Here is a 25,779-nt window from a genome sequence, read left to right as displayed (position 1 = left end):
GAGACACCCAAAGAAGCCCGCCCAGGCTCCGGATCAACAAGGCTTTCAGGGTCGTAGCGCCCTGGCGCGCCAAGGCAGGCGCAAGGGACGATCAGCCGGTCAGTAGTCGACCCTGACGTTCACCTCGAAGCGCGGCTGCGGGGCATGGCGGTGATCCGGCTCGTCCACCCGACTCGCGTGGATGTCGCGCCACCCGAGGCCTGCGTAGGAGAGCACCCGGAAGAAGTTGTTCTTGTTCATCCAGGGTCCGGAGATGTCCTCGCCGAACGGCCCGGCCGAATGCTCGGGGAACGAGTAGGTCTGGGGCCCATCCGGCGTGGCGACCTGGCAGTTCTTGTACTTCGTGGGAACGGTCTTGCCGTCCACCAGCTTGAAGGCTGCGTACCGGCCGACCACCAGCAGTGCGAAGACGTCGATGGTGTGCGCCTCGGCCGAGACGTACGGCGGGTAAATGCCGGCGTTGAACAGGGCGCGCAGGATGACGTGATCGAAGTGCTCGATGTCGATCTTGATGTAGTGTGGGGCGCCGTGCTCGCGCACCAGGTCGAGCACGTTGCGCGCCGGGACCTCTATGCGGTCGTAGGACGACAGGTAGCGCGGGGCCGGTTGCGGGAACTGGCTCAGCACATGCTCGGTCTTGTGCACGTAGAACGGCACGCTGTCCGGCGACTCGCCGACGGTCAGGGCGCAGCTCTCCACCGACAGCCTGCCGGCCGAGATCGCGTCGGCAAAGCGGGACCGGATCTGGTCCGCGAGGACGGGATTGGCCTCCACCGCCACGACCCGCTCGGCCTTCAGCAGGTAGTACGGGATGTCGTCGCCGTTGTTGGCGCCGAAGTCGTAGATGATGCGCGGCGACGCCATGCGGGTTCACAGCCGGTTGCGGGGACTTGGCCCCTCCCGGCCCGGCTTGTAGCGGGCGCGTCTGCGGGGCGCCAGCCGAGGGGACTGGCGCGGTCCGGGCTCGTATAATAGGAGCGCCACGGCCGGCCGGGATCGCGCCGGCGATGGAGTCTCTCATAGATGGCGAACGATCGCCGGCCAGTCTCGATCGGGACCTATTTCCACGACACCGAGGACCCGCAGTCGCCGGCCGACGTGGCGGTGATCATGCCCACCGTGCTGCGGCCGACCCTGGAGGCCGCCCTGGAGTCGGTGTTCGCCCAGAAGGATGCCGGCCGAATCCAGCTGCTCGTGGGCGTCGACAAGATCCTGGGCGACCCTGACCGGCTCAAGGGCCCGCTGAGCCGCAAGCCGGACCACGTGTCGGCCATTGCACTGACCCTGCCGTTCTCCACCTCCGTCCGCCATGGCGGGGTGCACGGCGCCACCGACGGCGGCTCGCTGAGGGCGGTCCTCAGCTTCATCGCCAATTCGCGCTACGTCGCCTACCTCGACGACGACAACGTCTGGGAGCCCGACCACCTCGCCAGCCTGCTCGAGGCGATCCAGGACAAGTACTGGGCCCATTCCCTGCGCATGCTGGTGGACGAGAAGAGCGGCGAAGAGCTCGGCGTCGACCGCTGGGACGCCGTCGGCGTGGGCCGGGGCCGCTTCGCCGACCAGGGCGGGATGGTCGATCCCAGCTGTCTCATGATCGACAAGGTCAAGGCCTCGCGCCCGCTCGGGCGCTGGACCGAGGGGCCCGGCGTGCACTCCGACCGCAGCGTCTTCCGCGCAATACAGGACCTGCCGCACGGCCGCGTCGACCGCGCCACCGTCCGCTACTCCGTCCGCCGCACGAACATCCTGCTCAAGTTCATGGAGACCGGACAGGAGTTCGACTAGGCGCGGCGCCTCTCCCGCGCCGTCACAACAACCTAGGGATGGTTGTTACAGGAACGTAACAAGCTACGCTATCGGCAACAATTGAACTCTCGGGGAGGAGAGTCATGGAAACGCCGACAAAGGAGGGGTTCCCCTCCGAGATCGTCCTGCTCGTCCTGGTAGTCGCTGGCTGCATGGCGGCGGTTGCAAGCCAGGTGCTCAGCTTCGCCTAGCGGGGACAGCAGTTCCGCCCGGCGATGCAAAGAAAGGGACCCGCCTCACCGTTTGGGCGGCGGGGCCCATTCTCCGCGACCGGCGCCCTGGGCAACGGACGCCATCGCGGAGCCAAGGTACGTCGGGTTCGCCTACTCTGAAAGCGTTCTCGGCGACCCCTCTGTCCACCCCGAAGCGATCGCTCCCCCCCAAGGTCCGCAATGGGTGCTTAGCGCAGACTGTTTGATCTGCCCCATGGACGCTTGAGGCTCTAGCAGACCTTGTTAGGCTCACCCCTCGCGGCGAGGTGTATCCGTGTTTTCAAACCTGCTGTTGGCGGCGGCCCTGTTGCTGCAGACCCCGGCTGCGGCTCCGGCATCTGCGCCAAAGGCCGTGCCGCTGGGTGCGGCCTACGATCGCAGCAATCCGTTCGCTCGCATCCTCGCAGGGTCGCCAACGAACGCAATCGTAGCCGAAACGGAGTCGGCTTTGGCCTTCATGGACTACCGGCCGAGCCGGCCGGGGCACGTCCTCGTCATTCTAAGTCGCGGACGGTATCCCTACTGGACTCCACGCCTAAGCAGTTGACAGGGGTTATGGCTCAGGCGCGGTGCGTCGCCATCGCGCAGACGGCCGCGTTCAAGGCGGATGGGATAACGGGTATTTCCCTCAGTCAAAACAACGGTGCGCCAAACCAGCATGTGGGCCACATCCACTTCCACCTGATCCCCACCTACGGGGATCGGGCCTTCAGCCCGCCACCCACTCCAATGACGAAGGAGCAACTTGAGCCAATCGCGGCGCGCATCAGGGCCGCTATGCCTTCAGAGGGCTGCTAGGTCGCGACCAACCTAGGGGAGCGGCTGCGGAGGCGGAGCTGCAACGGGATGCTCCCAACGGCTCACCAATGACCGCAATGGGTCTGGCGCGGACATTGTGCCTCCGCCCGACGCCTGCCTGAACATAGCCGCGGCCTGGCGCAGGTTGGTGGGCGCGGGCGAGGCGGGGAACAGCGAGCATGCGGAGAGGATTGAGCGGGCGGATCGCCGCCACGACTACCTGCGTTCAGAAGACCAGGGAAAATTCATATACCGGTCGCGGCTATCAAAGCAGATGTTCCCGTACATCCTCAAATAGGAGTTGCGGCGCGCCGGGTCGGCATAAACGGCCGCAGGGTCGGCGACGTCGCGCTCATATTGTCCGATGTTGGCAATGGTCAGAGCTTTTGGAAGGATGTCCATCGCCTGAGGCACGCTCTTCCCATCCAGCCAGTCGGACGCGAAGCGCCCCATCGCGTAACCGAAAACGGGCGACGCCAAGCTGATGCTCGCCTTGTAGGGGCTCCCCGCCTTCTTCAGCTCCGCAACAGCCTCGCGCTCTCCATCAATGCCCCCCAGAAACTGGGTTGGTCGCGCCTTGCCGGCGTCACGCAATGCGTCCAGCGCACCAAGGACTACGGTATCGGCGCCCAGGACCACGTCGATATTCGGCTGCGCAAGCAGGATCGTCTTCATGGTGCGATATCCGCCGGCCCTGTCCACGGTGGCGGGCGAGATGTCGGCCACGATGGTCACGCCGGGCAACTGCCGCAACGTATCGCGCATCGCGGTGAAGCGAGGCGCGAGGAACTGCAAATTGTCGTGGGTCAGCAACACCACCTTGGCCTTTCCGCCCAGGCGGGTGCGGATATAGGTTGCCGCGGTGTCCCCCAGCACCTTGCCGGTCTGATACTGCGGCGCGTTCAAAATGGTCGTGGCGGGCGGCGGCACGATCGCCCCGACATAGGCTCCGCTCCCGATCACCCTTTTCAGGCTCGGGCTCAGCGAGGGCGGATCTATGGGAGCGACGACGACTGAGCCGGTCTTGCTGGCATGCAGGCGATTGATCTGCTTCACCATCAGGGTCGCATCATTGTCGGCGCGCAAGACGCGGTACGACAGCCCGCGCTCTGCAGCGGCTATCGCCAATCCCCGCCCAATGCCCTGAATGAATTCGCGTTTATTGTCCTGGACGAATACCAGTTCCCTTCGCAGGCCTCTGGGCTTGCTACAAGCTTGCCTTGCCGGATCGAAGGCCGGAAGCACAACCGGCCTGGTCAGGCCATTGCCTTGCGCGTAAGCGGCCAACGGCGAAGCGATCGCAAGAAGCGCCGCCAGCGAGCCGCGCACCAACCGGCTGAGCGCGACCCTGAATGACTGCATCGACGCTGATGGAACGGGACGTTTCATGCCGTCTGTGCGGTTGAGAACACCAGCCGGGCAGCGGTGCCCGGCGCCCGGTTGATATACTCGACATTCGTTTTCAGCGCGGCCGCCATCGCAGCGATGATCTTCGAGCCCAGCCCCGTGCCGCCTCGACGCTCGGCGCCGCCTAGCCCGACGCCGTCATCCTGGACGACAAGCTCCGCCCGCTCCTCCGGGAGCCTCCGCAACACGACGCGGATCTCGCCCGACTGTCCGGCCGGATAGGCGTATTTGAAGGCGTTGGTCACCAGTTCCGTGGCGACCACGCCGAGACTGATGCTCTGGTCTGTCGGTAAGGAAACCGGCTCGAGCATGCTCGTAAGCTGGGCCGTATGGCCTTCGTTGCGCATGGCGACGCCAAGATTGTCCAGCATCACGCCAAGATAATCGTTCAACGCCACCGATGTGACGTCGCTCGAGGTGTAGAGGCTCTTGTGGATCTGGGAGATCGCCTGGATCCGGCTCTCCGTCTCCTGCAGCGCGCCCCGAGCCGATTCATCCGTGACAGTCTTGGACTGCATGTGGACCAGCGCCGCCACGAGCTGGAGACTGTTGGCGACGCGATGATTGACTTCGGACAGCAGGACTTCCGCGCGTTCCCGGGCGAGCGCTAGCTCATGCGTCCTACTTTCCACCCGTTCCTCGAGCGTGAGGTTGATTGCACGCACTTCGTCACGCGCCTGTGCGATCTCCTGCCTGTTGCGATAGACCGTGAAGGCCACCGCGGCCACGACAAGGACGATGACGAACGTGGCGGCGATGGAGACCCATCGCAGCGTGGCTGCGTTGTGCTGCTGCTCGACCTCGAACGAGGTGGATTTTTCGTCGGCATCCAGCATCGCGCCGTACAGGAAGACGTTGATTTCATCCATCAGCGCCTTGCCCCGATTGCTGCGGATGATCGACAGGGCGTCGAAATCTGAGCCGGCGCGCTTGAGGGCGATGCTTTCATCCATCTCCCCAAGCTTCTCATCCACAGCCTCTCTCAGTCGGGGCAGGAACGGCGGTGGCTGTGGCGCACTGGCAAGGAAGCGTTCCAGGTCAGACATCTGCTGCCTGGCGCGAGCCTTGGCCGTGTCATAGGGCGCCAGGTAGATCTCATTGCCTGTGAGAAGATAACCGCGCTGGCTGGACTCCGCCGTTCGCAAGGAATCGCGCAGTTCAACGGAGGCGATGCGGGTGTCTCGCTGCGACGCCGTTTGCTGGAAGAGCGTGTTGGACCTTTCGCCGAGCCAAACCGTCGCCCCCACAATCACGAGGAGCGCGAGAAAGCCGATGACAAGGCCGCCGGCGACACCCAAGGCTAGGCGACTGCTTGCTAATTTCGTGGTCACCTGATGCCTGGCGCTCGACTGCGGGCCCCCTCGCCAACGCTAAGCTCGGATAACATGGGATCGGAATGTCAGCTACGGGTCGCAAAGCAGACCTATGCACCCAGCCGAGCAGCGGCTTTGGGAGAGGAGCGGCGGAGGTCGCTTCCAGCCATTAGAGACTTGGGAACAGGGCCAACCAGCTGAGGCGCCACAACTTCGCCCGATAGAGCGTCACCAGCGGCGCTTCCCCCACGGGCGCGCCACCTTCGCCATCTGTCGGCGGCGCCGTTTACGGCTCAATTTAACCCGCGTTGCATCGTTCACCATCGGCAGCGACCACTCAGGGGGCCGGTGGCTGTGGCAGGCACGGAGCAACGTCAGCTCTCCACCCATTGCGGCGCACTAGGGCAGACCTGCCAATCAGGCATACAGCCGGATCCGCTCAGATCCGTCGAGCGCATCCTCGACGTCGATCCCCAACCGGATGAGCGCCTCCGTTTGGCCGCCCCCCCCCCCGCGGCGGGCCCTGAAGGCCCGTGGAACCTACACGCGACGCGTCGGTTCACGCCGCAGGGAAGCGAGGAGAGCGCTCATGCGGGCGATGAACTACCGTGGCCCGCGGCGGGTCCGCGTTGAAGAAAAGCCCATCCCAACGATCCTGCATCCGCGCGACGCGATCGTGCGCGTGACCCGCTCATGCATCTGTGGCTCAGACCTGCACCTGTATCACGGCATGGTCCCCGACACGCGAGTGGGCATGACCTTCGGACACGAATTCTGCGGAGTTGTTGAAGAGGTTGGCCCAGGGGTCGAGAACCTGCAGCGGGGCGACCATGTGCTCGTGCCGTTCAACATCGCCTGCGGCCAGTGCCATTTCTGCAAACAGGGCCTATTCGGCAACTGCCACGAGTCCAACCCCGGCGCGACGGCCGTGGGGGCGATCTTCGGCTACTCGCACACCGCGGGCGGCTATGACGGCGGCCAGGCTGAGTACGTTCGGGTGCCGTACGCGGACTTCGGCCCCACGAAGATTCCCGACTGGATGGACCCGGACGACGCCGTCCTGCTCACGGACGTCGTGCCCACCGGATACCAGGCGGCCGAGATGGGCGGCATCCAGAAGGGCGACACCGTCGTGGTGTTCGGGGCCGGCCCCGTCGGCCTGCTCGCCGCCCGCTGCGCCTGGCTGTTCGGCGCCGGCCGCGTCATCGTCATCGACCATGTGGAGTACCGGCTGGACTTCGCCCGGACCTACTGCCCGGCCGAAGTCTACGACTTCCGCGAGATCGGCGATCCCGTGGTCTTCCTCAAGAAGGCCACCGGCGGCCTCGGCGCCGATGTGTGCATCGACGCGGTCGGCGGCGACGCCTCCGGCAATGGTTGGCACACCGTGTTCGGCAAGAAGCTGAAGCTCGAGGCCGGCAACGCCGTGCCCCTGCACTGGTGCATCAACTCGGTGAAGAAGGGCGGCGTGGTCTCAATCGTCGGCGTCTACGGCCCGACCGGGAACATGATCCCGATTGGAAACGTCGTGAATAAGGGCATCACCATCCGCGCGAACCAGGCCTCGGTGAAGCGCCTGCTGCCACGCCTGATCGACCACGTCCAGGCCGGCCGCATCGATCCCAAGGCCATCATCACCCACCGCGTCCCTCTCGAGGACGTTGCGGAAGCCTATCACCTGTTCTCGGCGAAACGGGACGGCTGCATCAAGCCCGTCCTGTTGCCGAACGCCGCCTGAGAGATCCCCCGTGACACAGAGCGACAAGGCCAACGCCGCCGCCGAGACTGCCAGCCCGCGGATCGATCCGGCCAGCGTGGTCGGTTGGGGCGTCGACGCCGATCCGGAGAACGATCCCACTTGGCCCATGCGCGACCGCTCTAGGGACGACGGTCCCGGACTGAACTGGGAGCGCCCGCCGGTGCAGCATCCCGACGTGGAGATCCTGCAGTCGGTGGAGCACCTGCGCCAGCCGGCCTCGGTGGGCACCTCCACCCCGCCCCACGGCCTCAGCGGCGTCATTCGCCGCAAGGCCTTCCGGTTCAGCGAGAGCCAGTGGGGTCACTGGCTCCTGTTGATGCTGGCCGACCGGGTCGACAGCATCGAAGGCATCTTCAGCGACCTGAAGCGGGGCAAACGGCCAAGACCATTCCAAGAGATGGGCGTCGCGCGTCCGTCCGCGCGCAGGATGGACAGCTAGACAGAGCCGATACGGTCGGCCGCACGGCTACTTGGCTGCGACGGCTGGTGTGCGGCGCCGATTGCCCATCATCTGCAGGATAGGTTCGAACTCCTTGGCGTCTATGCCGCCATCCTTGTTGGCGTCCGCCATGGCGAACCGCGGACGGATGGCGTCCCCGATCCCGCCCTTCAGCTCGCCGAGCTGGATCTTGCCGTCCAGGTTCGGGTCCATCATCCCGATGAGGCGGGTTTTCATCATGTCGTCGTCGTAGGTGGTCTGCTTGGCCGCGGTCTCGTCGACCCAGCGGTAGCGAAGCTGAGTGAAGAACATCTCCTCGAACGACTGGTCGCCCCAGACCACATCCTGGCTGGGGTCGGGGTTCGCCGGGTTCCGCTTCGAGTTGTCGTAGATGTAGGTGGCAATCATCTTCGAGCCGGCCGGTACGCGGATCGGCTCGGCGAACTCGTACATCCGCTGCCAGTTGAAGTCGTACCGGGGCACGTTGAGGAGCATCTTCTCCGTACCGTCCGGATAGCGGATCTTCAGGTTGGAATAGGTGCCGCGGTAGTGGGCGTGGACCACGGCCGAATAGACCAGGGCCTCGTGCGGGAAGTCGAGGTAGGCGGTCTCCTCGTGCGCTTCGGTATTGGCCGGGATCTTGATGAACTGCTGCACGATTGTGTTCTCGCGCATCATCAGCTTGGGCGTCTCGCCCTTCGGGTAGAAGTAGAGGCCGATCTGCTGGGTCGAGGTCACCTCCTTGCCGAAGGGGGTGTAGTGCATCTGGTAACCGATCGACCCGCCGGCAGGGATGTAGGTGCCGATGCCCTGGGGCTGCACGATGCTTTCCATCCCGACGGTGTAGCCGCCGACGCTGCCGCCCCAATTCGCCATCCCGCCCAGCTTGTTCTGGCCCGGGGGGATGTAGCCTGAGAGGATGTGGTGGACGCCCTGGCGCTGCTGGACGCGGGCGGTCGAGGCGCGAAGCCAGCGCCCCTCGGTCAGCGGGTTGTCCATGACCGGATACTGGTAGTCGACGATGCCGCTCGCGGGGATCTTGTAGGACGGGATCTCGACGATCAGGTCCGGCTTTCCCAGCGGCCATTCCGGCGCGACGTGCTTCGTGGTCGCGAGCCTATCGGGGCCATCGCCCCGGGGTGCGCCAGCCTCGACCCAGCGCACCAGACTCCGGATCTCGGCGGGCGTCAGGCTCTTGTCGTTCTTGAAGTGACCGACCTTGGGATCGACGTCCCAGGGCGGCATGCGGTCGGTGCGGATAGTCTCGCGGATCATGGGCGCGAAGCCCTTCACCTTCTCGTAGCTGTCCATGGCGAAGGGGGCGATGCCGCCCTGCTGGTGACAGGCCACGCATTTGGCTTCGAGGATAGGTACGATGGTCTTCGAATAGGAGATCTTCTGGAAGGCCGCCTGTGCCGCCGGGCTGCGGTCGGGGAAGTTGATCAGCGCGCCCGTCGGCGGCGCGGACGCCACGCGCACGGGCCGCCCCGCGATCAGCGCGTCGACGGCCTCGGCCGCCAGGTTCCCCTTGGCCGGGTCCGCCAGCGGACCCCGGTAGGCCACGCGCCATCCGCGCGGGTCGATGACGAACACCTCCGAGACGCGGGTGGCGCCCAGCTGGTCTCCCGCCAGGAGGTTGTCGTCCATGAGCACGGGCAGGTTCAGTTTCAACGCCCTGGCCTCGGCGAGCACCGCTGCGCGAGTGTCCTTGGCTGTGGAGTTGAGGAGCATCACCTTCACGCCCGTGGGGGCGTACTTGGTTTCGAGCGCGGCGAGCGCGGGGGCGATCCGCCGAACCTCCGGGCTGCCGACCGCGTGCATCACGATGACGACCGCTTTGGAGTCCTGGTACCGGTAGAGGTCCTCCGAGCGCCCCGCCGCGGTGACGAGGCGGAAGTTGTCGACCTGCGCTGCGCTGGGGCTCGCCGCGGGGGGCGCGGCAGGCGCAGCGGCGATCGCGACCGATCCGGCCGCGACGGCCAAGGTTAGAACGGAGAGGGAGGAGATCAAGCCGCGGCGCATGGTGTTCGGTTTCTCGGAGGTGACGCCCTACCCTACTCCAGATCCTTGCGGCATGCAGGAAAAATGACGCCACCGTCACCTTCTCCGCGCCTTCGGCCACGCCTCGCCGCACACCCTTGAAACGGCGCCGCACGGGCTCCGCCGAAATTCGCCGGCGCGGCTGCAATCTCCTGACTGTCCGAATTCCGCAGGAGAGCTGTCGAGGACGGGCTGCCAAGTAGCGCGCTAGCGGTTGGCGAATGCAGCCGCTCCCGGCGCATGCGCTACCAGGCGCGCAGCCAAGCCCCCTGCAGCTGCACCACTTGGCGCTAGGGCTGTGAGGCCGAGCCGCCCGCCGCCGCCATTTCCCTGCGCAGGGCCGCCTCGAGGTTCACCGCGGGCCCGGCTCCGATCCCCACGATCCCGTAGGGCGGGGCCGGCTCCAGCGTCAGGCGAACGGGCAGCTCCTCCTTCTTGCCGCTCAGGACCACGATCGCTTCGTGCGGGCCGACAGCAAGAACTTCCACGATGCCGTCGACCCGTCCGAACTTGTCGCGCGCCTGACCGGTGAACTTGCCCAGGCGCTCGTCCAGCTGCTTGGCCGAGATCTTCCCCTTCTCCAGGGCCAGTTGGGAGAAGGATGCGCTCGGCTGGCGTTCGCCGTTGAAGATGAGGACCAGCTCATCCGCACGCTGCTTGAACTCTGCCGGCGCCGCGAGGGTCGCCGGCGCAGGAGGCTTCGCCGCTTCGGCCGAAGCCGGCATCGGAGCTGCAACGGCAGCCAGGGCAAGGCTGCAGAAAAGTGGTGTCAGGAGGTGTCGGGTCATGGTCGCCTTCCGGTTGGTCCGAAGACTATGAACCCGCAGGCTTACGTCGGCCTGACACCCCCGAAAGAAAGCCTGAAGCAGGCCCCGGGAGATCGATCGGCCACCAAGGCGACATCCCCGCCGTGCAGACGCATGATCTCCCGCACCAGATAAAGTCCCAGCCCACAGCCGTCGCGGTCCCACTGGACGCGGTGGAACGGCTCGAAGATCCGCTCCCTCTCCGCCTCCGGCACCCCTGGCCCCGCGTCGGAGACCTCTATCGCGCCTTCGGGCGCCACCCGAACTTCGATCATGCCGCAGCCACCGCCGTGAGCGACGGCGTTGGACAGCAGGTTGGTCAGAGCTCTGCGAATGGACGGCGGATCTGCATCGACCATAACCCGGTCAGTCTCGGCTTTGAGCTCCAGCTCGTACCCTGCGGCATAGGCAAGCGGGGCCACGTCGGCCACCGCCGTCCTTGCGAGCGCGACAAGATCCACCGGCCGGCGGACCTGCGGGGACGCTCTGAGGCGCTCGGCGTCGAGCATCTGGCCGACCATCCCGCTCAGCCGAAAGACACTCTGCCTGAGCTCAGTCCTCACAGGTCCTGTCGGCAGGTCCTCGAGCTTCAAGTTGAGGACGGCCAGCGGGGTGCGCAGCTCGTGCGCCGCGTCGGACATGAACCGCGCCCGCCGCTCCAGCGCGTCCTCCAGCCGGTCCAGCGCGCCATTGAACGCCCGCACCATCGGAAGCAGCTCAACCACCACGCCTGCCTCGGGCAGCCTTCGCGTGGGGTCGCTCCCATCAATCTGCGCGGCGGAGCGCGCCAGGGGTCGCAGTCCGTTCAACACCAGGGGCACGAGCAGCAGCCAAAGCGCAATGACCAGAACCGCCAGCACCATGAGCGCTGCGACGAGCCCGATCCCGCGCACCGTCGCCACCCACGCCAGCGGCGACACTGTCCCAGGATCTACACCCCCAACCGCAAGCCGAACCACGCCGGCCGGGCTCCCGGTGCGCACCAGACGAGCCTGGCTCGTACGGCCAGGGCCCTCGATCCTGAAATCGATACCGGAGGCGCCGGTGATCGTCGCGGGCGTCGCTTCCAGAAATCGCACTGCGAGACGCGGTGGCTCCCCGATCTGGAGCCGCGCGCCCCGGTCGTCCACGGCGAGCGCCCAGAAGCCGGGATTGCGGCGTCGGAGGTTCGCCGTGGTTCCCGAGGTGGCCAGCGCGAGGGAGCCGTTCGCGGCGCGACGCAAGTCACCTGCCACCGAGCGGCTTGCGTGCATGACGGCGGCGTAGGTCCCGTCCAGCGCCACGAGCGCGAGCGTCACCCCGGCGCTCGCCAACACCGTCGTGGCGATGACGAAACTCAGGGCAAGCCTGCGCGCCAGTGAAGGTTGGCTGCGACTCATGTCTGGGCGCGGAGGATGTAGCCCACCCCGCGCACGGCATGCAGGGCCACCTCGGCGCCCGCGTCGGCCAGACGCTTTCGCAGCCTGGAGACCTGGGCTTCCAGGGCGTTGGCCTGCACATCGTCGTCATAGCCATAGACGTCCGCTTCCAGGTGCTCTCGAAGGACCACGCGCCCCGCTCGACGGGCCAGGCAGTCAAGCACGGCGAGTTCGCCTCGGGGGACGGTCAGCGGTTCGCTCCCGATCCAGACCTCGCGGCGGGCCACGTCGTACCGCAGCCGGCCCAGCGTGACGGAGGGTGCGGCGGCCGCGGCAGGGCGACGAAGCCGCGAGAGCAAACGGGCGCGAAGTTCGTCGTAGGCGAACGGCTTCACGAGGTAATCCTCGGCGCCGGCCTCGATGCCGGCGACACGGTCTACGACGTCCTCGAGAGCCGTGATGATCAAGACAGGCGGCGCTTCCGAACGGCGTTGCAGCTTGGCCAACACCTCCAGTCCGTCGCCGTCCGGGAGGCGGCGGTCGAGTAGGACGGCTCGGTAGCTGGTCGCGAGCAGGGCCTCGTCGGCGTCGGCGCAGGTGGTCACCAGATCGACGACAAAGCCATCGCTCCGGAGTCTGGACTGCAGCGCCGGTCCGAGTGCCGGGTCGTCCTCAGCAAGCAGGATGCGCAAGGGAGCGGTCCTCCAAGGCGAGTGTCCAGGACAACCCTTACGGCAAGCTGACGCCCCAACGGACGCCGTCAGTATCGGAAGGTCGTCGTCGATCATGGGCCAGACGGAGCGGCTAATGAGGGGTGCTCCAAGCGCAACCGACGCCCCCGTCGTCGCCATTTCCCCCAGCTGTCTGCCATCTGGAGCCGCCCACCCGCCTGGTTGCAGGCGCGACTATGAACTTGTCCCCCCTATGGCCACTAGCTAAAGGATAATCAGCTCAGCGGGGGCGGGTTGGACAGTCTATGCCGGTGAGCGCCGGCCTGGGGTAGTTCGTGCCGACCATCTCGCCGGCTTTGCACCGTCCGATCGCAATCGAACCCCTCGACTTCAGCGAAGTCGGCGTCTGGACATGGGACGCCAAGAGCGACGACGTCCAGTTCTCAGAAGCTGGCTATCGCATCTTCGGCCTCGCTGAGGGGACGCCGATTACATGGACAGAGTTGCAAGAGCGCCTGCTGCACCCTGAAGACGCTCCCAAGGCCTCTGCCGCAGTCGCCGCGGCGGTGGACCAGCGAGACCAGTACCGCATCGAGTACCGCATCACGACACCGGCAGGTGAGCTGCGATGGATATTGGCGTCGGGCCGGCCAAGCTATGACGACCAGGGCAGCGTCCTTGGCATGCGCGGGCGTGTGGAGGACGTCACGGAGAGAAAGCAGGAGCAACTTGCTCTCGCCGAAGAAGTCCGTTCCTTGGAGATCATCAACAGCACTGGCGCGCTCGTCGCGTCCGAGTTCGACCTTGATCGGATCGTGCAGGCGGTGGTGGACGCCGGGGTCTCCCTCACGGGCGCCCAGTTCGGTGCTTTCTTCTACAATGTCCTGCGCGAAGACGGCGGAGCGTACATGCTCTATGCGCTGTCCGGGGCCCCAAGGTCGGCTTTCGAGACCTTCGGCATGCCGCGCGCCACCCCGGTCTTCCATCCCACCTTCGCCGGCGAGGGGATCGTTCGCTCCGACGACATCACCAAGGATGTCCGCTACGGCAAAATGGGCCCGCACCACGGGATGCCGGAGGGGCATCTCCCGGTGCGGAGCTACCTAGCCGTCCCGGTCGCGTCTCGTTCAGGAGAGATCATAGGGGGGCTGTTTTTCGGTCACAGCGAGCCCGCGCAGTTCGACGCACGGGACGAGCGGGTGATGATCGGCATAGCCGCGCAGGCAGCCATTGCAGTCGACAATGCGCGCCTCTACCAGGCCGCACAGGAGGAACTTCGGCGACGCACTGAAATCGAAGCAGCTCTACGAGACAGCGAAGAGTTCCTGCGGTTGATCCTCAACTCCGCACCAGCAGGCTTTTACGCCGTCGACAACGAAGGCGTCACTACAGTCTGCAATCCGGCCTTCCTGAGGATCCTGGGCTTTGAGAGTGCAGATGCCGCTGTTGGCCGGAAGCTCCACGACCTGATCCACCACACCCATCCAGACGGGTCCCATTACCCGAAGGAAGAGTGCCCCATTTACATCGCGGCGGCCGGCGGGGGCGCCGCTCACGTACCGGATGAAAACTTCTTCAAACTCGATGGGACGGCTGTCCCGGTGGAATACTGGGTCGAGCCTCTGGTGCGGGATGGCCGGAACGCTGGCGCAATCTGCATTTTCAACGACATCACCGAGAGGAAAGCGGCGCAGGCGACCCAGTCCAGATTCGCAGAAGAACTAGCTGAGCAGGTGGAGGCGCGCACCGCCGAGCGCGATCGCATGTGGCGCCTCTCGGCGGAGTTGATGCTCGTCGCCGACTTCGAGGCCACGATCGTCTCGGCGAATCCGGCATGGGAAACCGCGCTCGGATGGGCGCCCGAAGAGCTTCACGGGCGCAAGTTCCTCGACCTTGTGCATCCCGACGACGTGGAGCCGACGCTCAAGGAAGTGGGCCGGCTCTCGGAGGGGGCGACGACGTTCAGCTTCGAGAACCGCTATCAGCATAAGGACGGTGGCTATCGCTGCTTGTCCTGGACGGCGGTCCCGGACCAGGGCTTCATCCACGCGGTCGCGCGGGACGTCACCGCGGAACGCGACGCGGCGGAGGCGCTTCGCCGCACCGAAGAGGCGCTGCGCCAGGCCCAGAAGATGGAGGCCGTGGGGCAACTCACCGGCGGGGTCGCTCACGACTTCAACAACATGTTGGCCATCGTGATCGGCAGCCTCGACCTCGCTCGGCGCCGACTGGACCGGGGTCAACCGGGCGCGGAGCGGTATCTCGAGGCGGCGCACGAGGGAGCCTCGCGAGCTGCATCTCTAACCCAGCGGCTGCTGGCCTTCTCACGGCAACAACCTCTGACCCCGAGGGTGACGTCCCTCAACAAGCTGGTCGGCGGGATGTCGGAACTGCTGCGACGGACGCTGGGCGAGACAGTCGAGATCGAGACTGTGCTCGCCGGAGGCCTGTGGCTCGCGAACGTGGATCCCAATCAGCTGGAAAGCGCCATTCTCAACCTGGCGGTGAATGCTCGTGACGCCATGCCTGACGGGGGGCAGCTCACCATCGAGACAGCCAACGCGCACCTCGATGACCAATATGTACGGGACCACATCGGCCTCAGCGCAGGGCAGTATGTAATGCTGGCGGTCAGCGACAAGGGCCATGGCATGCCCGCCGATGTTGTCGCGAAGGTGTTCGACCCGTTCTTCACCACCAAGCCGGTTGGCAAGGGGACGGGCCTGGGACTCTCCATGGTGTACGGCTTCGTCAAGCAGTCCGGAGGGCACGTGAGCGTCTACTCCGAAGTCGGCCAGGGCACGACAGTCAAGATCTACTTCCCTCGCCACGTCGGAGCCGCCGAGGATATGCCTTCGACGATCACTGCGCGTCCGGCTCCGGACGGCACAGGCACGGAAGTTGTGCTGGTGGTGGAAGACGAGGAGCGCGTCCGCGCCATGAGCGTCGATGCGCTGAAGGAGCTCGGCTACATCGTTTATCAGGCGGGAAGCGGGGACGAGGCGCTGAGGGTCATCGATACGCTGAAGCGGTTGGACCTGGTATTTACGGATATCGTCATGGCGGGCATGACAGGGCGCCAGCTCGCCGACCGTATCCGCGCGCAGGCCCCCCACGTGAAGGTGCTGTACACGACCGGCTACACCCGCAACGCCGTGGTACACAACGGGGTGGTCGACGCTGGTGTCGACTTCCTGCCCAAGCCCTTCAGCATCGCCGACCTTGCCCGGAAGGTTCGCGCCGTCCTGGACAAGGAGCAGCCTCGATGAAGAAGGCGTCCGAGTATCGCCAGCATGCCCACGAGTGCCGGCACTTGGCCGCCGGGATGCCATCCGAGGACCAGCGTCAGATGATGCTGCAGATGGCGGAGCACTGGGAGAAGCTGTCCGTCGATCGTCTCGAACTCATTGCGAAGCACCCCGACCTCGCCCACCCCGGTGAGGAGGAGGAGGCGCGAAGCTGGCACGCGAGGATCGATCCAGGTTCAGACGCCGCGTAACCGTCCACGTCGGAAGGTCGAGAGCGGGACATCCGCTGTCTGATCCCGCTGCTCCTGAGGAGGCGCATCGCTGGTTGAGGGGCTGCCTGCGCCAGGTCTGCGCCGAGGAGCTCGCGCGGCTCGGCCCTAGCTAGAACGTCACGTGCCCGCCCGGGTCGGACGGGAAGACGCGTCACGCCTCCTCGCGCGATCGCACCCGACGATAGGAGGGCGGCTGGCCCGTGAGCTTCACGAAGCTGCGGCGCATGCGTTGTGCGCTGCCGAAACCCGTACGCCGGGCCACCTCGTCGAGGGACCGTGCGCCGGCCTCGATGGCGGAACGCGCCGTCTCTACGCGCAGCCGTTCAACCGCCTTCGCCGGCGCCATCCCGGTCGCCGCGGTGAAGGCCCTCGTGAACTGCCGTGGACTGAGTGCGGCGCGCTCAGCAAGTCGCTCCACGGGAAGCGGCTCGGCCAGCCGTTCCCGCGCCCACTGCAGAACCGGCGCGAAGCGATTGTCGGGGGTCACGAGGTCGAGAAGAGCGGAGTGTTGCGATTGGGCGCCTGGCCGGCGGTAGTAGACCACCAGCTGCTGGGCCACGCGCCGCGCCACGGCGTCTGAGTGGTCCCGCGCCACCATGGCGAGCGCCAGGTCAATGCCGGCCGTCACGCCGGCTGAGGTCCAAACGCCGGCGTCCTCCACGAAAATGCTGTCGGCGTCCACACGCACCCCAGGATGACGCCGCCTCAGGTCCGCCGCGGCCGCCCAATGGGTCGCCGCCCTGCGGCCGTCCAGCACCCCCGCCGCAGCCAGGATGAAGGCGCCGGAGCAGACGCTCGCCACGCGTTGTCCCTGGACTGAAGCCTTGCGGATCGCGGCAAGGAAGGCCTCGTCCCGCAGCCCCTCCCGGACCGTGTCGCCGCCCGGCACCACCAGGGTGCCGAAGCCGGGCTCGAAAACGCCGGTGTGGAGCACGAAGCCGCAGGAGCTCCGCACGGGGCCGCCAGCCACCGACGCGAGGCTCACCTCATAGGCGCCGCCGAATTGCGCCGAGACCTCGAAAACGGCGGCAGGGCCGCTCACATCGAGGAGCTGGAAGCCCTCGAAGACAAGGAAGGTGACGGCACGCACCGGCATGACCTTTTTTGCACGATCTATGACCTTTAGGTCATTGCGGGGCCGTCGTAGTCAAGCTCCCATCGAGACAGGAAGGATCTGACGATGATGACGCGACGCACCCTCATCACCGCGGCGGCGGGGTTGGCCGCAGCCGGCCCGTCGGCAGCTCAGGCGCCGCAGGCCGACATCCGCACCCTGGCCACGAAGGCGGGCCTTCGGCCCGGCGGCGTCGAGCAGATCGCCATGCTGCTGTATCCGGGCATGACTGCGCTCGACTTCGTGGGGCCCTACCACTTCCTGGCCTCGATGCCGGGAGCGAAGGTCCACCTGGTCACCAATCAGGCCGACCTGCGGCCGGTGCCCAGCGACCTTGGCATGGCCATCCAGCCAACCACCCTGATGAAGGACTGCCCGGACCAGCTCACGGTGCTCTTCACGCCCGGCGGCACGGCAGGGACTGTGGCCGCCGCCCGCGACGCTGCGACCGTCGCCTTCATGCGCGACCGGGCGGCCCGCGCCCGCTACGTGACCAGCGTCTGCACGGGCTCCCTCATCCTCGGCGCTGCGGGGGTTCTCAAGGGACGCCGCGCCACCTCCCACTGGGCCGCCGTGCCTCTGCTCGAGAAGTTCGGGGCCATCCCCGTGCGGGAGCGCGTGGTGCGGGATGGGAATGTGATCACCGGCGCGGGCGTGTCCGCAGGCCTCGACTTCGGCTCGGGCCTGGTGGCCGAGATCCAGGGGCGTCCCGCGGCGGAAGCGGCGGTCCTGCTGGCCGAGTACGACCCGCAGCCGCCGATCCGCGGCGGCTCGCTGCGCACGGCGCGGCCGGAGATCGCCGAGTTCCTGAAGGCGGCGCTGTCACCCTTCACCGCCGAGGCCGCCGCCCTCCGCGTGCTCTAGAGGCGCCCGTCGAAGCGAGGCGGCCCGCCGTTCACGGTTGGCGGTCTTCCGCTTCGGCGTGCTGTGGCTCAGGGCGGGACCCCGGCCGATCCTCCAGCACCTCCTGGGCAAGCGTCCGCCCCGCGGCCAGCCGCCGCCCCAGAGCCTCCAGGAAACCTTCGTAGCGCTCCCGCCCCTTGGCCTCCATGGCCAGGCGGGCGGGGCCCTCCGGCGCCGCCGGCGTCGCGGTCAGCCAGGCGCGGATGAAGAGGGCCTGCGCCTCGTTGCAGATGGCGAGGTCGCGCTCCAGCCGCTCCATGGCTCGCGAAAGGCGGTCCAGCCGCTTCACCAGCGCCGCCTCGAGCTGTTCCGGCCCATCCGGCGAAAGCCAGCTGGCGAGAGCGGTCCGGGCCAGCTCGGACTTGGTGATCCTCAGCCGCTTCGAGCGGGCGTCGAGGTCCCGCACAAGGTCGTACGGCAGGAAGACCTTCGTCTGGACGAGCTTGCCCTTCACAGCGGGATCCCGTCGTCTGCTTCCACGCCCCGCCGGTGATCGCGCGCCGGGGTAGGCGGCCCCGCGGCGACCTCCAGCTTCAGCGCCGGCTCGATCTCGGCTTCGAGCTCCGGCGCCCCGAGAGGCGGCTCTGTGCCCTCCGTCTCCTGGTCCTGCCCGAGCCCCGTCCCTTCACCGTCTTGAAGGCGCGCTGATGCGAGGCCCGTCGCGGACGCCGACCAAGGCTCCGGTGCGTAGCGCGCCCATTCCGAACCGCCATCGAGCGGCGGCGCGGGCAGGATGCGCGCCCGGAGCTGCGGATCCGCGAAGTACCGGACCTTCTTCGCCCGGACCGGGGGACAGCCGCTCACCAGCACCAGCGCGTCGTCCGCGGGCAGTTGCATCACCTCGCCCGGCGTCAGCAGCGGCCGCGCCGTCTCCTGCCGGCTCACCATCAGGTGTCCCAGCCAGGGCGCGAGCCGGTGGCCGGCGTAGTTCTTCATGTTGCGCAGCTCGGTGGCGGCGCCCAGGGCGTCGCTCACGCGCCGGGCCGTGCGCTCGTCGTTGGTGGCGAAGGCCACCCGCACATGGCAGTTGTCGAGGATGGCGTGGTTCGGGCCGTAGGCCTTCTCCAGCTGGTTCAGGCTCTGGCAGATGAGGAAGGCCTTCAGCCGGTAGCCCGCCATGAACGCCAGGGCGCTCTCGAAGAAATCCAGCCGGCCCAGGGCGGGGAACTCGTCCAACATGAGCAGCAACCGGCGCCCACGTGAGCGCGCCTCCAGGTCCTCCGACAGCCGCCGGCCGACCTGGTTGAGGATCAGCCGGATCAGCGGCTTGGTCCGGCTGATGTCGCTGGGCGGCACAACCAGGTAGAGGCTCACCGGCCGAGCCTCTTCGACCAGGTCGGCGATCCTCCAGTCGCAGCGGCCTGTCGCCCGCGCCACCACCGGATCGCGGTAGAGGCCCAGGAAGCTCATGGCGGTGGACAGCACGCCGGAGCGCTCGTTGTCGCTCTTGTTGAGCAGCTCGCGGGCGGCCTGCGCGACGACAGGGTGCACCCCGTCCTTCAGGTGCGGCGTCACCATCATCCGCCGCAGAGTGGCCTCGATGGGTCGCCCGGGGTCCGACAGGAACGCCGCCACCCCGGCCAGGGTCTTGTCCGGTTCGGCGTGGAGCACGTGCAGGATCGCGCCCACGAGCAGGGAATGGCTGGTCTTCTCCCAGTGGTTGCGCCGCTCCAGGGCGCCTTCCGGGTCCACCAGGATGTCGGCGATGTTCTGGACGTCGCGCACCTCTGCCTCGCCGGGGCGGACCTCCATCAGCGGGTTCCAGGCGTCGCTCGCCGGATCCGTGGGATCGAAGCGAAGCACCCGCCCGAAACGCGCCCGCCAGCCGGCCGTGAGCATCCAGTTCTCGCCCTTGATGTCGTGCACCAGGACCGAGCCGGGCCAGGTGAGCAGGGTCGGGACCACAAGCCCGACGCCCTTGCCGCTCCGCGTCGGCGCGAAGCAGAGGACGTGCTCCGGGCCGTCGTGCCGAAGGTACCGACCCGCCAACCGCCCGAGGACAACGCCGTCGGCGCCGAAGAGCCCCGCCCGCCGCACCTCCGAAAGCCTCGCCCAGCGTGCAGAGCCATAGGTGGTGACGTTCTCCGCCTCCCGCGCCCGCCAAAGACTCATGGCCACCGCGACCGCGACAGCCGCCACGGCGCCCGAGGCCGCGATCCCGCCGCCGACCAGGAACACACCCGGCGCGTAGGCCTCGTAGGCGAACCACCAGGCGAAGATCCGCCACGGCGGGTGCACTGGCCAGCCGAGCGCTTCGAACACGGGCGCGCCGAGCTGCGGCTGGAACGCGAGCCTCCAGGCCGTCCATTGGGTCGCCGCTTCCAGGAAGGCCGCCACGGTGACGGCTACGGCGAGCACCTGGCCCCAGAGCACCTTCGTCCCCCAGACTGCAGCGGGGGTCCTCACCGGCCCAGTCCCCGCCGGCGGCCGAGATCCCAGTCGACACCGCCGCGGACGAGAGTACCGCTCACCTCCTGCCCGAGCCGCCGGTCCAGCAGCCGCGCCCAGGGCGCAAGGCGGAAGCCCAGCCCGTCCTCCAGCATGGCGAAGCGTCCCGACGCCAGGTCGAGCCGGCGCACATAGCGTCCCCGCACGCGTCCGTCGTCCGACTCCGGCAGCAGCGGCAGGCCGGTCTCCCGCGACAGCCGAGCGGCCACGGCCGCCAGCTCCCGCGTCCGCAGGCGCGAGAGCAGGTCCGGCCCGAACCGGAACCGTCCACTTGCGCCCTCGGAGCCAAGCCCCTCGTCCACCAGACGCCGGGCCCGTGCGGCAAGCGCCTCGCGCACCTCCGCCGCAAATCCGCGGTCACCCAGATGCGCGGGCTCTCGCGCCACCAGCTGGCGGTCCAGCCAGGTGGCTCCCGAGGCCCCCACCTGATCCCCCACCGACAGATCCGCGCGGTGCAGCAGCCTCACGCCGTCCTCGACCGTCCGGCTCTCGACGATGCCGCCGACGGGCGTGTCGCCCGCCGCCTCCAGGTCGCGCAGGCGCAGGTGGTGCAGCCGTCCGTCGACCCCGTCCACGATCACATAGGCGCGGCCGGTGAGCTCGTCGTGCAGGCCCCGCTCCACCAGCCGCCCCAGGACCGGCGTTTCGGCCTGGTCGGCATAGGGCCGCAGGTCCTCGAGCCGGCGCCCCTCCCCTGCCGCCCGGTGCAGGCTCGCGATGATGTCGCCGCGCTCGGCAAGCTCGCGCAGCACGGCCTGGGTGTCGGGCCGGATACGCCACACCGCCACCCCCTCGGGCGACGCCAGCCCTAGGCGCTCCAGGGTCTCGGCGCGCCGGATCAGCAGCAGCCGCAGCGAGGGTTCGACCGCGCCGGGACCCGGCCGCAGGTCCACGACGCCGTCGCGCGCCTGCGCCCCCAGCAGCGCGTCCAGCCGCGTCCAGCGTTCGGCGACCGCGTCGCGCTCGAGCCCTGCGGCCACCTCCCGCGCGGTGCGCGGTCCCAGCTCCAGGGCCACCAGCCCCTCCGCCCGGGCCCGCAGGCCCCGTGACAGGTATTGGCCGTCGATCACCAGGTCGGCGCCATCGCCGTCCACCCCACGCACCAGGATGTGCAGGTGCGGGTGCGAGGTGTTCCAGTGATCCACCGCGATCCAGTCGAGCCGGGTCCCCAGGTCCGACTCCGCGCGCCGCATGAGGTCACGCGCGAAGCCCCTCAGGTCCTGCAGCTGGGCGGCATCCTCCGGCGAGACGATGAACCGGAAGTGGTGGCGATCGCCCTCGCAGCGCTCGGCGAAGGCTCCTTCGTCGGCCGCCCCCCGCGCATCGAACATCCCGCCGTCGGCGCCCGACCGGTCCACGCCGTGCCGCTTCAGGTACGCGATGTGGGCCCCGAGCGGCGCGGCCCGCCAGTTGCGCCCCGCATGGCGGACGATCCGCGATTTCACGATGACGCGCCTGGCCGGGCTCCGCAGGCCCGCGACGATCGCCGCCCCCCGTCCGCGGCCCGCAGCGCGCCGCCCGACGCCGCCGCGCCGGGCCACGTAGCCGGCCTTCACGGCCGCCTGCAGCACCTGCGCCACGAACGCCCGGCTGCGCGCCCCGCGGGCGCCGATGCGTCCCGGCCGAACCCGGAAATCCTCTTGTACAGTCATACCCTGAAGCTATCGAAAGGCGGCGCTTCCGGCCCTCCGACGTTTCCCCGCCGCCCTGCGAATTTGCCCGCCTTCTGGACAGGCGGTTCGAGAAGGCGAAATAGGCCGCCCCCTCAGCCGAGCGGGAGAAGAGCCGAGCTCTTGGCGGGGCCAGACGGGCGCGCCCCGACTGGGCCGCGGCCATTGCCATTCCGCGGCGCGGCATGGTCTTAGGTCGGTCGAATGGTGAGGTCCGCAGCGTGAGTTCCACATCAGACATCCGGGCGGACTCCCGCGACCCGGCCGAGGCGGCGCTATGGCATGCGATGTTCGAGAGCTCCGGCCTCATGGCCGGAGCCTTCGAGCTGCTCGACAACGATTACCGGTACCTGCTCGCAAACCCGAGCGTAGCCGCCTTCTACGGCCTGCAGCCCCACGACCTTGTTGGACGTACGGGCCGCGAGCTGGGGGTCTCGGAAGCCCATATCTCCCTGCGGCTCGCCACCTTGCGCCGCTGCTGGGACCAGGCGCGGACGATCACCCGCGAGTATCCTTTCGATCACCAGGGGCGCGCGGGCTGGTTCCTCGGCACCTTCTCGCCGATCCCGGGTGAGAAGCCCCGTGTCTCGTTCGTCCTCGTCGACGTCACCGAGCGTACGCAGGCGCAGCTGGAGGCTGAGCGCCAGCAGGCGCGCCTGGACCTGGCGCTCAGCGCCGCGGGCCTCGGGCTCTGGGAGTTCGACCTGGCGGCCGACTCGGTCCGGTGGGATTCCCGCACGCGGGAGCTCTTCGGGGTCGCGCCCGACGCGCCGATCGACTACGCGACCTACGTCTCGCGGCTGGAGCCCGAGGAAATCCCGGGCATGCGCGCGCGCCTCGATGCGGCGCTTCTCGGGGAGGACGGCGGCCGCTACACGGTCGTCCATCGCGCCGTAGGCCGCGACGGACGACGGCGCTGGATCCGCGGCCACGGCCAGGTGCTTTTCGACGCCGACTCCCGACCGAGCCACGTGCTCGGGACCGTGCAGGACGTCACCGAGGAGGTCGAGAGCCGCGAGAAGCAGGCCATGATGGTCGCCGAGCTGAACCACCGCGTGAAGAACAACCTGGCGACGGTGCAATCCATCGCCGCGCAGAGCGCGCGCAGGGCGCGCGGGCTCGGGCAGTTCATGCAGGACTTCGAGGGCCGGCTGATGGCGCTGGCGCGCACCCACGATGTCCTGACGCAGACCGCCTGGACGGGCGCCGAGCTCAGCGTGGTGCTGCAGCGCGAGCTCGCCACCCACGAAGGGCGGGTGCGCATCAACGGTCCTTCCGTGAACCTTTCGACGACGGGGGCCGTGGCGCTGGCGCTCATCGTCCACGAGCTTTGCACCAACGCCGCGAAATACGGCGCCTTCTCGACTCCTGAAGGTCGCATCGACATCGCCTGGACGGTCCCCCAGGAAGGCGCCTTCTCCCTGGTCTGGACCGAACGCGGAGGGCCCGCGGTCACGCCGCCGGCGCAATCCGGCTTCGGGGGCAGGCTCATCGAGAAGCTCGCCAGGGGCGATCTCGGCGGTCATGCCGAAGCGGCCTACCTGCCGAACGGCCTCGTGTTCAGGCTTGAGGGGCGCTCCGGCTGAGGACCGCGCCCTTGCGCACCGAACATCCAAACCACACCTCCGGCGCTGTGTGGGCGCAGCTAGTGTGTCGGTCCGCCGCCAGCCTCTGGCGCACAGCGCTTACCAGGAACGATGTGGCTGCCTCTCTCGCGACCCGCTTGGCTGGGCGGCCAGCGAAGCCGCCTCTCCTTGCGCTAGCGCCCTCGGCTCCACGACGTGCGCCCTGATTCTGCTCGCGCCCCAGGCGAACGCCAGCCCTGTCCGAGACGAATACACGCGCTAGTATTTTCCAGACCAGGACTGAGCCAAATAGTTGAGCAGCCTTCTGTCGACTGGTTCTCAGGTTGAATTTCAGAAGAAGTTCCGCAACCGCACGCTGAAATTCTTGCGACATTTGGGCGCTTTCGAAAAAAAGGTTTGTGCGCGGAAGGATACCGGATACCGCTGTGCGCCGAGGGGCTGTCCGGGCCGGGGGACCATCACCCAGGGCAAGCATGAACAACGCCGCTGATTGCGGCGACGAAAACGCGTGGCCTCACCATGCGCAAGCCATTGTATCTGGGGGACTAAATGCCGACCGATCCGAACACCAATCCGGGCGCCGCCGTAAGCATCTCGAACACGCCGCAGGCGAAGAACGACGTCGCCAGCGGGGCCGAGAACGGCGTCTTTGTGATCGACGTGATGGCCAACGACCTGGGCGGGAGCGCCAAGTCCCTTTACTCTGTCGATCAGTCCAATCCGCTTACGGTCGCTACCACGGCCACGACCGCGCTGGGCGCGACGGTCACCATGGTGGACGGAAAGGTCCGCTACGTCGCCAACGGCTCGCAGATCGACAAGCTCGCGGCCGGGCAGACCGCCACCGACACCTTCACCTACGTGATCCGCCTGGCGAACGGCGCGCTCAGCACCGCCACCGTCACCGTGACCGTCACGGGGACCAATGACGGGCCGGTCCTTGCGGCCGACACCACGGCGGTCCACGCGCTCAGCGAGATCGCCGGCGCCACGGACGGAGCGGGCGTCATCGCATCCTCGGCGACGCTCGGCTTCACCGACCTGGACCTGAACGACACCCATACCGTCAGCCTCGGCGCACCCGCCGCCACCTGGTCCGGGGGCGCCGTCATCCCGGCCGCCACCCTGGCGGCGCTGGCCGCCGCGGCCAGCGCAACGGTCACGGACTCCACCGGAAGCGGCGTCGGCAGTGTCGGCGTGAACTTCTCGCTCGCCGACAACCTCACGGACTTCCTGGCCGCAGGCGAGACCCTGATGGTGACCTACAACGTCACCATCAAGGACAACAACAACGCGGCATCCACCCAGCCCGTCACCTTCAAGATCACCGGCACGAACGATCGTCCGGTCGCCAACGCGGATAGCGGCGCGGGCGCGGAGAACCAGACGCTCACGCTCGACGTGCTGGCCAACGATACCGACGTGGACAACGGCGCGACCAAGACCCTCGTGTCGGCCACCGCGCCCAGCGGCAAGGGCTCGGCTTCGGTCGTCGCCAACCAGCTGGTGTTCAACCCGGGCGCGGCCTTCGACCACCTCGCCCAGGGCGCGACCGAGACCGTCACCCTGTCCTACACCATGCAGGACGACCAGGGGGCGCAGGCGACCTCGACGGTCACCGTGACCGTCACCGGCACGAACGACGGCCCCGTGGCCGTGGCCGACGCCGCCTCCACCACCGAGAACCAGGCGATCACGGTCGACGTGCTCGCCAACGACACCGACGTCGACGACGGCCACGTCTTCACCCTGGTTGCGGTCGGCGCGCCGGCCGGCAAGGGCTCCGTCGCCATCGTCGACAACAAGCTGGCGTTCAACCCGGGTGCGGACTTCGACCACCTGGCGCTCGGCGTCAGCGAGACCGTCACCCTCACCTACACCATGCAGGACGAGCACGGCGCCCAGTCGAGCTCCACCGTGACCCTG

General features: G+C 67.8%; 19 protein-coding genes. 8 read left to right on the top strand and 11 right to left on the bottom strand.

What is annotated here, in order from left to right; genetic code table 11:
- Positions 1 to 99 precede the first annotated feature (99 nt).
- Positions 100 to 864, bottom strand: a complete 765-nt coding sequence (locus VIL76_RS00445) for an FkbM family methyltransferase (protein WP_332043007.1) — start codon at positions 862 to 864, stop codon at positions 100 to 102.
- Between the two features lie 159 nt (positions 865 to 1,023).
- Between VIL76_RS00445 and VIL76_RS00440 the strand changes: the two genes are divergently transcribed.
- Positions 1,024 to 1,788, top strand: a complete 765-nt coding sequence (locus tag VIL76_RS00440; protein ID WP_332043006.1) for a hypothetical protein — start codon at positions 1,024 to 1,026, stop codon at positions 1,786 to 1,788.
- 1,247 nt (positions 1,789 to 3,035) lie between these two features.
- On the opposite strand, the gene VIL76_RS00435 is transcribed toward VIL76_RS00440, so the two are convergent.
- Both VIL76_RS00435 and VIL76_RS00430 read right to left on the bottom strand, forming a co-directional pair.
- A complete protein-coding gene (locus tag VIL76_RS00435) occupies positions 3,036 to 4,208 on the bottom strand; it encodes a sugar ABC transporter substrate-binding protein (RefSeq protein WP_332043005.1) in 1,173 nt (390 codons plus the stop codon).
- Positions 4,205 to 5,524 carry a CHASE3 domain-containing protein gene (locus tag VIL76_RS00430; RefSeq protein ID WP_332043004.1) on the bottom strand — a complete coding sequence of 440 codons (1,320 nt, stop codon included), beginning with the start codon at positions 5,522 to 5,524 and terminating at the stop codon, positions 4,205 to 4,207. Before VIL76_RS00430 ends, VIL76_RS00435 begins: the two co-directional genes overlap by 4 nt.
- Positions 5,525 to 6,128: 604 nt before the next feature.
- Here VIL76_RS00430 and VIL76_RS00425 point away from each other — a divergent pair.
- Both VIL76_RS00425 and VIL76_RS00420 read left to right on the top strand, forming a co-directional pair.
- Positions 6,129 to 7,277, top strand: a complete 1,149-nt coding sequence (locus VIL76_RS00425) for a zinc-dependent alcohol dehydrogenase (RefSeq protein ID WP_332043003.1) — start codon at positions 6,129 to 6,131, stop codon at positions 7,275 to 7,277.
- Positions 7,278 to 7,287: 10 nt separating this feature from the next.
- A complete protein-coding gene (locus tag VIL76_RS00420; RefSeq protein ID WP_332043002.1) occupies positions 7,288 to 7,737 on the top strand; it encodes a hypothetical protein in 450 nt (149 codons plus the stop codon).
- A gap of 27 nt (positions 7,738 to 7,764) precedes the next feature.
- Here VIL76_RS00420 and VIL76_RS00415 read toward each other — a convergent pair whose 3' ends face one another.
- From VIL76_RS00415 to VIL76_RS00400, 4 genes are all read right to left on the bottom strand, one after another.
- Positions 7,765 to 9,759, bottom strand: coding sequence for a redoxin domain-containing protein (locus tag VIL76_RS00415; RefSeq protein WP_332043001.1), 1,995 nt, complete (start codon positions 9,757 to 9,759; stop codon positions 7,765 to 7,767).
- 308 nt (positions 9,760 to 10,067) lie between these two features.
- Entirely contained in the window at positions 10,068 to 10,565 is a 498-nt protein-coding gene (locus VIL76_RS00410; protein ID WP_332043000.1) for a hypothetical protein, read from the bottom strand.
- Between the two features lie 41 nt (positions 10,566 to 10,606).
- Entirely contained in the window at positions 10,607 to 11,962 is a 1,356-nt protein-coding gene (locus VIL76_RS00405; RefSeq protein ID WP_332042999.1) for a HAMP domain-containing sensor histidine kinase, read from the bottom strand.
- Entirely contained in the window at positions 11,959 to 12,633 is a 675-nt protein-coding gene (locus VIL76_RS00400) for a response regulator transcription factor (protein ID WP_332042998.1), read from the bottom strand. Before VIL76_RS00400 ends, VIL76_RS00405 begins: the two co-directional genes overlap by 4 nt.
- Positions 12,634 to 12,947: 314 nt before the next feature.
- On the opposite strand from VIL76_RS00400, the gene VIL76_RS00395 reads away from it, so the two are divergent.
- Together VIL76_RS00395 and VIL76_RS00390 are read left to right on the top strand one after the other, a co-directional pair.
- Complete coding sequence (locus VIL76_RS00395; protein WP_332042997.1) at positions 12,948 to 15,881, top strand: PAS domain S-box protein; 2,934 nt, start codon at positions 12,948 to 12,950, stop codon at positions 15,879 to 15,881.
- Complete coding sequence (locus VIL76_RS00390) at positions 15,878 to 16,111, top strand: hypothetical protein (RefSeq protein ID WP_332042996.1); 234 nt, start codon at positions 15,878 to 15,880, stop codon at positions 16,109 to 16,111. Before VIL76_RS00395 ends, VIL76_RS00390 begins: the two co-directional genes overlap by 4 nt.
- Positions 16,112 to 16,283: 172 nt before the next feature.
- Here the strand turns inward: VIL76_RS00390 and VIL76_RS00385 are convergent, their stop codons facing one another.
- A complete protein-coding gene (locus VIL76_RS00385) occupies positions 16,284 to 17,228 on the bottom strand; it encodes a GlxA family transcriptional regulator (RefSeq protein WP_332042995.1) in 945 nt (314 codons plus the stop codon).
- 84 nt (positions 17,229 to 17,312) lie between these two features.
- Here VIL76_RS00385 and VIL76_RS00380 point away from each other — a divergent pair, with 84 nt between their 5' ends.
- Positions 17,313 to 18,110, top strand: coding sequence for a DJ-1/PfpI family protein (locus tag VIL76_RS00380; RefSeq protein WP_332042994.1), 798 nt, complete (start codon positions 17,313 to 17,315; stop codon positions 18,108 to 18,110).
- Positions 18,111 to 18,141: 31 nt separating this feature from the next.
- Here the strand turns inward: VIL76_RS00380 and VIL76_RS00375 are convergent, their stop codons facing one another.
- The 3 genes from VIL76_RS00375 to VIL76_RS00365 are packed head-to-tail and all read right to left on the bottom strand — an operon-like array spanning position 18,142 to position 22,249.
- The gene (locus tag VIL76_RS00375; RefSeq protein ID WP_332042993.1) at positions 18,142 to 18,603 is read right to left on the bottom strand and encodes a CopG family transcriptional regulator; all 462 of its coding nucleotides are present in this window, start codon (positions 18,601 to 18,603) and stop codon (positions 18,142 to 18,144) included.
- Positions 18,600 to 20,555, bottom strand: coding sequence for a conjugal transfer protein TraG (locus VIL76_RS00370; protein ID WP_332042992.1), 1,956 nt, complete (start codon positions 20,553 to 20,555; stop codon positions 18,600 to 18,602). Before VIL76_RS00370 ends, VIL76_RS00375 begins: the two co-directional genes overlap by 4 nt.
- Positions 20,552 to 22,249 (bottom strand): DUF3363 domain-containing protein, encoded by a 1,698-nt coding sequence (locus VIL76_RS00365; RefSeq protein WP_332042991.1) that lies wholly within the window; start codon positions 22,247 to 22,249, stop codon positions 20,552 to 20,554. The genes VIL76_RS00370 and VIL76_RS00365 overlap by 4 nt, the downstream gene beginning before the upstream one ends.
- Before the next feature lie 239 nt (positions 22,250 to 22,488).
- Here VIL76_RS00365 and VIL76_RS00360 point away from each other — a divergent pair, with 239 nt between their 5' ends.
- Together VIL76_RS00360 and VIL76_RS00355 are read left to right on the top strand one after the other, a co-directional pair.
- Positions 22,489 to 23,853 carry a sensor histidine kinase gene (locus VIL76_RS00360; RefSeq protein WP_332042990.1) on the top strand — a complete coding sequence of 455 codons (1,365 nt, stop codon included), beginning with the start codon at positions 22,489 to 22,491 and terminating at the stop codon, positions 23,851 to 23,853.
- Positions 23,854 to 24,402: 549 nt separating this feature from the next.
- On the top strand, positions 24,403 to 25,779 hold a 1,377-nt coding region (locus VIL76_RS00355), incomplete at its 3' end, for an Ig-like domain-containing protein (RefSeq protein ID WP_332042989.1).

Origin of the sequence: Phenylobacterium sp., assembly GCF_036563285.1 — a bacterium.
Taxonomy (GTDB): domain Bacteria; phylum Pseudomonadota; class Alphaproteobacteria; order Caulobacterales; family Caulobacteraceae; genus Phenylobacterium.
This window is presented reverse-complemented; position numbering and strand designations above follow the sequence as displayed.

Excerpts from the sequence above, each read along its gene's own strand:
- VIL76_RS00365 (WP_332042991.1), bottom strand. The coding sequence starts at position 22,249 with ATGACTGTACAAGAGGATTTCCGGGTTCGGCCGGGACGCATCGGCGCC.
- VIL76_RS00440 (WP_332043006.1), top strand. The coding sequence starts at position 1,024 with ATGGCGAACGATCGCCGGCCAGTCTCGATCGGGACCTATTTCCACGAC.
- VIL76_RS00405 (WP_332042999.1), bottom strand. The coding sequence starts at position 11,962 with ATGAGTCGCAGCCAACCTTCACTGGCGCGCAGGCTTGCCCTGAGTTTC.
- VIL76_RS00410 (WP_332043000.1), bottom strand. The coding sequence starts at position 10,565 with ATGACCCGACACCTCCTGACACCACTTTTCTGCAGCCTTGCCCTGGCT.
- VIL76_RS00385 (WP_332042995.1), bottom strand. The coding sequence starts at position 17,228 with ATGCCGGTGCGTGCCGTCACCTTCCTTGTCTTCGAGGGCTTCCAGCTC.
- VIL76_RS00445 (WP_332043007.1), bottom strand. The coding sequence starts at position 864 with ATGGCGTCGCCGCGCATCATCTACGACTTCGGCGCCAACAACGGCGAC.
- VIL76_RS00380 (WP_332042994.1), top strand. The coding sequence starts at position 17,313 with ATGATGACGCGACGCACCCTCATCACCGCGGCGGCGGGGTTGGCCGCA.
- VIL76_RS00425 (WP_332043003.1), top strand. The coding sequence starts at position 6,129 with ATGCGGGCGATGAACTACCGTGGCCCGCGGCGGGTCCGCGTTGAAGAA.
- VIL76_RS00415 (WP_332043001.1), bottom strand. The coding sequence starts at position 9,759 with ATGCGCCGCGGCTTGATCTCCTCCCTCTCCGTTCTAACCTTGGCCGTC.
- VIL76_RS00390 (WP_332042996.1), top strand. The coding sequence starts at position 15,878 with ATGAAGAAGGCGTCCGAGTATCGCCAGCATGCCCACGAGTGCCGGCAC.
- VIL76_RS00435 (WP_332043005.1), bottom strand. The coding sequence starts at position 4,208 with ATGAAACGTCCCGTTCCATCAGCGTCGATGCAGTCATTCAGGGTCGCG.